Annotated in this window: 7 protein-coding genes; 3 read left to right on the top strand and 4 right to left on the bottom strand. The window is 72.6% G+C overall.

The window, feature by feature from the left end; all coding sequences use genetic code 11:
• Positions 1-204, bottom strand: a 204-nt coding sequence (locus IDM40_RS18685; RefSeq protein WP_235997720.1) for a response regulator transcription factor, incomplete at its 3' end; no start/stop codon positions are given.
• Entirely contained in the window at positions 201-1496 is a 1296-nt protein-coding gene (locus IDM40_RS18680) for a sensor histidine kinase (RefSeq protein ID WP_328807059.1), read from the bottom strand. The genes IDM40_RS18685 and IDM40_RS18680, both read right to left, overlap by 4 nt.
• A 196-nt stretch (positions 1497-1692) precedes the next feature.
• On the opposite strand from IDM40_RS18680, the gene IDM40_RS18675 reads away from it, so the two are divergent.
• A complete protein-coding gene (locus IDM40_RS18675) occupies positions 1693-2484 on the top strand; it encodes an ABC transporter ATP-binding protein (RefSeq protein ID WP_193123309.1) in 792 nt (263 codons plus the stop codon).
• Positions 2469-4133: a hypothetical protein gene (locus tag IDM40_RS18670; protein ID WP_193123308.1), complete on the top strand. Its 1665-nt coding sequence runs from the start codon at positions 2469-2471 to the stop codon at positions 4131-4133. Before IDM40_RS18675 ends, IDM40_RS18670 begins: the two co-directional genes overlap by 16 nt.
• A gap of 11 nt (positions 4134-4144) precedes the next feature.
• Here the strand turns inward: IDM40_RS18670 and IDM40_RS28675 are convergent, their stop codons facing one another.
• Complete coding sequence (locus IDM40_RS28675; protein ID WP_268959356.1) at positions 4145-4273, bottom strand: hypothetical protein; 129 nt, start codon at positions 4271-4273, stop codon at positions 4145-4147.
• Between the two features lie 57 nt (positions 4274-4330).
• A complete protein-coding gene (locus IDM40_RS18660) occupies positions 4331-4978 on the bottom strand; it encodes a TetR/AcrR family transcriptional regulator C-terminal domain-containing protein (protein WP_193123307.1) in 648 nt (215 codons plus the stop codon).
• A 200-nt stretch (positions 4979-5178) separates the two neighbouring features.
• Between IDM40_RS18660 and IDM40_RS18655 the strand changes: the two genes are divergently transcribed.
• Positions 5179-6354, top strand: coding sequence for an acyl-CoA dehydrogenase family protein (locus IDM40_RS18655; protein ID WP_193123306.1), 1176 nt, complete (start codon positions 5179-5181; stop codon positions 6352-6354).
• Positions 6355-6419: the final 65 nt, after the last annotated feature.

Below are 6419 nucleotides of genomic sequence, written 5' to 3'. Positions count from 1 at the left end.
GTCGATGCCGGGCATGCGCACGTCCATGAGCACCACGTCGGGGCTGTGCTCGGCCACCGCGGCGGGTACCCCGGCGCCGTCCGCGGCCTCACCCACGACCGTGATGGTCTCGTCGCCGGTGAGCATCATGCGCAGCCCGGAACGCACGAGCGGGTCGTCGTCGACCAGCAGCACCCGCACCGGCGTGTTCGTGGTCTCGGTCAACATCTCTCCTCCGGGGCGGTGCCCGGCGCCCCCGCCGTGGTCTCGGATGTGCGGTCGTGTGCCCAGGGAAGCACGGCGGTGAGGCGGAACTCGCCCTCGGCGGCGCCGTGTGTGATCTGCCCGCCCTCCAGGCCCACACGTTCGGTCAGCCCGGCCAGCCCCGCGCCCACGCCGGGGATCTCGGTGGGGGCCATGCCGGGCGGCAGGACGTTGACCACCGTCACCTCCAGCCCGTGGTCGGGGCCGCCGGACAGCCCCACCACCACACGGGAGCCGGGCGCGTGCTTGCGTGCGTTGGTCAGGCCTTCCTGCACCACCCGGTAGGCGGTGCGCCCGACCGACCCGCCGGGCACCTGCTCCTCGGGCACATCGCGTTCGAGGGCCACACGCTGGCCCGAGGCCACCGCCTCGTCCACCAGGGCGTCGATCTCGGCGGCACCGGGCCGGGGCGGGGCGGTCCCGGCGTGGTCCTCACCGGGGGCCAGGTCGCCCGAGCGCAGCACCTCGAGCACACCGCCGAGCTCGTCGAGGGCCTGGTGGGCGTTGTCGCGCACCACGGCCACGGCGGTCGCGAGCTCCTCGGCCTCCAGGGGCGCGGCCTTGCCCTCCCTGGCGCGCTCGGTGCGGTAGGCCAGCGCCCCGGCGTGCACGCTCAGCAGGGACATGCGGTGGGCCACGACATCGTGCATCTCGCGGGCGATACGTCTGCGTTCCTCGGACCGGGCGTCATCGAGATGGCGTTCGTGTTCCTGCCGGGCGCGGGCGACGTCCTCGCGCAGGCGCTGCACGAGCATGCGCCGCGACCGGACGGCGGTGCCCCACCCCACGCAGGAGCTCATGATGGCCGCGGCCATCACGGCGACGAGCAGCTGCATCCCGAGACCGGTCACGGCCAGGAGGATCCAGGGGCCGGCCGCGAGCGTGAGGAGCACGAACGGCACGATCCACACACGCCAGGGCCGGTAGATCGCGGCACCGGTGAGGGCGACGATCAACGCCCCCAGCGCACTCGTGGCCGCTGCCGCGGCCAGGCCGGCCACCCACATGACCGCCATGGGGTGGGAACGCCGCCACCACAGGCTCAGACAGGCGACGATGCCCAGGGCCCCGTCGACGGCGAAGAACCCGGGCGGGGAGTGGGCCCCGTGGACGGGGCCCATGAGCGCGGTGGTGACCAGCTCGAAGGACCACATGAACAGGGCGAACAGGAACAGCACGGTGTCGACCACACGGTCGCGGACCGTGCGCCGCTGGTGTTCGGTCCCCACGTCGGCCCCGGTCGGTGCGGCCACCGGTGTCCCTCCCCTCCGCCGTCGTTCACGCCGTCGAGTCGATTCTGACCGATCTCGAAGGATCGTGCTCCGGCCCTGTGGACAACTCGGTCCGCCCCCTCTGAGCTGCACGGCCCTTCCGGTCTCGGCCGTCCGGCGGCCGAACCTGTCCGCCCGGACGATGTGCCCGCGGTTCGCCCCGGACGAGACTTCCGGCATGAGCACTGCGGACGATGCTGCGAACCCTCCCCCGGCGCTGGAGCTGGACCGGCTCGGCAAGACCTTCCGGGACACCCCCGCGGTGGACGGCGTGAGCCTGTCGGTGCCGCGGGGTTCCCTGACCGGGTTGGTGGGACCCAACGGCGCGGGCAAGACCACGTCGCTGTCGATGGCGGTGGGGCTGCTGCGCCCCGACTCCGGCACCGCGCGTGTGCAGGGGGTGGACCTGTGGACCGACCCGATCGGTGCCAAACGCCTGCTGGGGGTGCTCCCGGACGGGCTGTCCCTGCCCGAGCGGCTGACCGGGGGCGAGCTCCTCGACCACTGGGGACGCCTGCGCGGACTGGGGCGCGAGGTCACCCGTGAGCGCGCCGCCGAGCTCCTGCGGGTGCTGGAGCTGGACGGCCCGGACGCCGACGGGGTCTTGGTCGCCGAGTACTCCACGGGCATGCGCAAGAAGATCGGGCTGGCCACGGCCCTGCTGCACGCCCCGTCGGTGCTGGTGCTCGACGAACCCTACGAGGCGGTCGACCCGGTCTCGGCGCGGGTGCTGACCACGCTGCTGCGGCGCTTCACCGACGGGGGCGGCGCCGTGGTGGTCTCCTCGCACGTGATGGCGTTGGTCGAGCAGCTCGCCGACCGGGTCGCGATCATCTCCGGGGGCCGGGTGCTGGCCGACGGCACGCTCGACGAGGTGCGCGGCGACGACCCCGCCCTCGAGGACACCTTCGTGCGTCTGGTCGGCGCCCGCGAGATCGGCGAGGGGGAGCTGTCGTGGTTGGGGAACTGATCCGCCTGAAGCTCACGCTGCAGCGGCACGCGCGCTCCGGAACCTCGGCGGTGGCGATGGCCCTGATCGTGGGCGGAACGCTGCTGACCTGGTACTTCATGATTGCTGCCCCGGATCCGGCCGTGCGCGCGCAGTTGTGGTCGCTGGCCACGGCGGTGTGGGCGGCCGGGTGGATCATGGGACCGACGCTGGCCAACGGCGTGGGGGCGCTGCGTCCGCAGTACTTCGCGCTCATGCCGCTCGAGCGGCGCCGGGTGGGGGCCGGGCTGCTGGTGACGGCGTTCGTGGGGGTGGGCCCGGTGCTCACCCTGGTGGCGGTGGCCTCCCTGGGGCTGCACGCCTGGCGGACGGACCCGGCGACGCTCCCGGTGGCGCTGGCCGGGGCCGCGGTGCTGTGGGTTCTGTTGCTGTCGCTGTCGCGTTTGGTGTTCCGGGCGCTGGGCGCGGCGATGCGCACCCGGTTCGGTATGGAGCTCGCGTCGGTGCAGTGGGGCCTGTTCATGGCCGTGCTCTTCTTCGGGTGGATGGCGGTCCAGCCCGCGATCTCGGCGATGGCGTCGCTGCCGCGCACGGGGCTCGGCGCGGGGCCGGTCCCGGACGTGCTCGCGGCCCTGCCGACGGGGTGGCCGGCCCGGGCGGTCGGGGCGGCCGCCGCCGGGGCGTGGGGACCCGCTCTGGCCTGGCTCACGGCGCTCGTGGCGGTGACGGCGGCGGTGGCCCTGGCCGCGGCGGTGCTGTCCGCGCCGAGCACGGCCCCGCGCAACATGCGGCGCCGCGCACGCCCGGCCGGCAGCCGGGTCCTGGATCCGGGACGCCGGTCGCTGCTGCCCGACACCCCGCTCGGCGCGGTCGTGGGCAAGGAGCTGCGGCAGTGGTGGCGCGACCCCTGGCGCGGGCTGGAGGTGCGCGCGGCGATGTGGGCGGCCCTGTTCATGGGGCTGCTGGCGTGGTCGGTGGAACCGTACGCGTTCCTGGCACCCTTCACCGGGTTGATGATGGCGATGGTCATGACCCTGGCGACGGCGAACCTGTACGCGATGGACGGCACGGCCCTGTGGATGGCGGTGGTCGGGCAGGAACCGGGGACCGCCCGGGCGGACGTGCGCGGGCGACAGGTCGCGGTGCTGGCCCTCATGGTTCCGGTGGCCTCGGTGCTCAGTGCGCTGTTCGTGGTCGGCACCGGCGAGCACTGGGCCTGGCCCGCCGTGATCACGGGCATGGTGACGCTCTTCGGGGTGGGCAGCGGCCTGTCGATCCTGTTGTCGGTGGTGATGCTGACCCCGGGTGTGGACCCGCACCTGCGCGTGGACGCCAACGACAGCGGCGACAACCAGCTCCAGGTGTGGACGGCGCTGCTGGGGACCCCGCTGCTGTCGGCTCCGGCGATCGGCGCGACGGTGTGGCTGTACCTGGCCGGGGCGCCCTGGTGGTCGGTCCCGGTCGGGCTGGTCAACGGCCTCGTGGTCGCCTGGGGCCTGGGGCGTCTGGCCCACCGCCGCCTGGACTCACGCTGGGCGGAGACCTTCACGCACATGCGTCACGGCCGGGAGGCGGCGTTGCAGGCGCTGCCGGAACGGGGGTCGTGGTTGGACTCCCTGCAGCGGGGCGCCCTGAACACCAACGAGGAGACCCGCCCCAAGGGCACCTGACCCCGCGGTGATCAGTGCACCCGCGCGAAGGCAGTCCTGCGTGCCCCAGCAACGACCACGAGCGCGGCCCCGACGTGCACCGAGCTGCTCTGCACCGCCATCGCGCGCGTGGCGGCGCGTTCCCCGACCCGGTCGAGCACGAGCGACTGGAAGCGCTCTGCACGTGGGTGGACACCCTCACCTGAGCCCGCGGCGAGTCAGGCGTCGTCGGCGGGCTCGGCGTGCGCGACCTTGGCGAACAGCCCCTCCAGGCCGTCGAGGAAAGCGGTCAGCGCGAGCTCGAAACTGGCGTCGTCGATCTCCGCGGCGTGCTCCGGCAGCCGGTGGGCCTGGGTCAGGTTCGGGTACCGGTCGCGGTAGATACGCACGTCGTCGTCGAACCCGCGCGCGAACGACTGGGTGGCCGCGCCCACGACCAGGTACTTGGCCGATGCACCGATCATCGTGGCCTGCTTGGGCGGCCAGCCCGCACCCACGAGCCCCCCGTGCACGGCGTCGGCTCGACGCAGGGCCTCCTCGCGGCGGCCGGGGCCCGCGGCGGTGACGGGCAGCAGGTTGGGGTGGCGTGTGAGGGCGTCGCGGTAGGAGCGCGCCCAGCGGGCCAGCCCTTCGCGCCAGTCCTCGGCGAACCCGGTGACGTCGATGTCGGAGGTGACCTCCTCGGAGACCTCCGTGAGCAGCTCGTCCTTGTTGCCGTAGTGGCTGTACAGGGAGGCGGCGCGCACGTCGAGCTCCTGGGCGAGCTTGCGCATGGACAGCTTCTCGAGCCCGTCCCGGTCGATGAGCGCCAACGCGGCCGCACGGATGGCCGGCTTGCTCAGGATCGGCGTCTTGGGTCGGGCCACTGACCTGTCTCCCTCTTCTCCGGGCTCGGACTCCCCCGGAACCGTCGGTGTCCGGGCCGATCATCGCACGTGGGCCGGGCGGCCTCCCCACCGCGGGCCGGGTGCGGACGTGATCCGGGCCGCATCGGGTCTTGCACGAGCGGCTCGGGAGATCGTACCCTCCAAGAACCGAACAGTGTTAGGTTATTGGGGAGCTGACCGTGATCGACTTCTCGTTGAGCGATGAACAACGAGCCGTGCGCGACTGGGTCCGGACCTTCGTCGAGCGCGAGCTCATGCCTCTGGAGAACGAGGTCCTGCGCCGCGAACGCGCCGGCGCCGAGCCGGGCCTCAACGCGAACGAGGTCAAGGAACTGCGCGCCCTGGCCCGCAAGTCCGACTTCTGGGGCGTGGAGACCCCCGAGGAGTACGGGGGGATGGGGCTCGACCCGATCACCGCCGCCGTCATCGAGACCGAGCTCGGCCGGACCTTCCTGACCTTCAAGTTCGGCGGCGAGGCCGACAACATCCTCTTCTACGCCAACGAGCAGCAGAAGCAGGAGTACCTGCAGCCGACCATCGACGGCGAGCGCAAGTCCTGCTTCGCCATCACCGAGCCCGGCGCAGGGTCCGACGCCAAGGCGATCCGCTCCACCGCCGTGCGCGACGGCGACTCCTGGGTCATCAACGGCGAGAAGACCTTCATCACCGGCGGGAACGAGGCCGACTTCGCGCTCGTCTTCGCCGTCACCGACCAGGACAAGGGCGCCAACGGCGGCGTCACCTGCTTCCTCGTCGACCGCGAGCACGGGTGGACCTCCGAGCCCATCGACACCATGGGCGAGCGCCGCCCCGCCTCCCTGGTCTTCCAGGACGTGCGGGTGCCCCACGCCAACATCCTCGGCGAGGAGGGGCGCGGCTTCGAGCTCGCCATGAAGTGGATCGGCAAGGGCCGCTACCTGCTGCCCGCCCGCGCGCTCGGCGGCTGCGAGCGCCTGCTGGACATGGCGATCGACTACTCCAAGACCCGGCAGACCTTCGGCGCGCCCATCGCCGACCGCCAGGCCATCCAGTGGATGATCGCCGACTCCCAGACCGAGATCGAGGCGCTGCGCCTGCTCGTGCTGCACGCCGCCTGGCAGGTCGACCGCGGCCACGACTCCCGCCACGCGCAGTCCATCGCCAAGCTGTACGGCGGCGTGAAGGCCAACGAGATCGTCGACCGGGTCATGCAGATCCACGGCGGTATGGGCTACACGCGCGAGCTGCCTGTCGAACGCTTCTACCGGGACCTGCGCCTGCTGCGGATCTTCGAGGGCACCGACGAGATCCAGCGGCGCACGATCGCCCGTGACCTGCTCAAGGGACATGTCAAGGTGGGCGCCACCCTGGGCTGACACGGGAAAAGGGACCGCCCGGACGATGTGGATGTCCGGGCGGTCCCTTCGTGTGTGCGGGTGCA

This window comes from Nocardiopsis coralli (assembly GCF_014892575.1).
GTDB classification, from domain to species: Bacteria; Actinomycetota; Actinomycetes; order Streptosporangiales; family Streptosporangiaceae; genus Nocardiopsis; species Nocardiopsis coralli.
This window is presented reverse-complemented; position numbering and strand designations above follow the sequence as displayed.

Excerpts from the sequence above, each read along its gene's own strand:
- IDM40_RS18675 (WP_193123309.1), top strand. The coding sequence starts at position 1,693 with ATGAGCACTGCGGACGATGCTGCGAACCCTCCCCCGGCGCTGGAGCTG.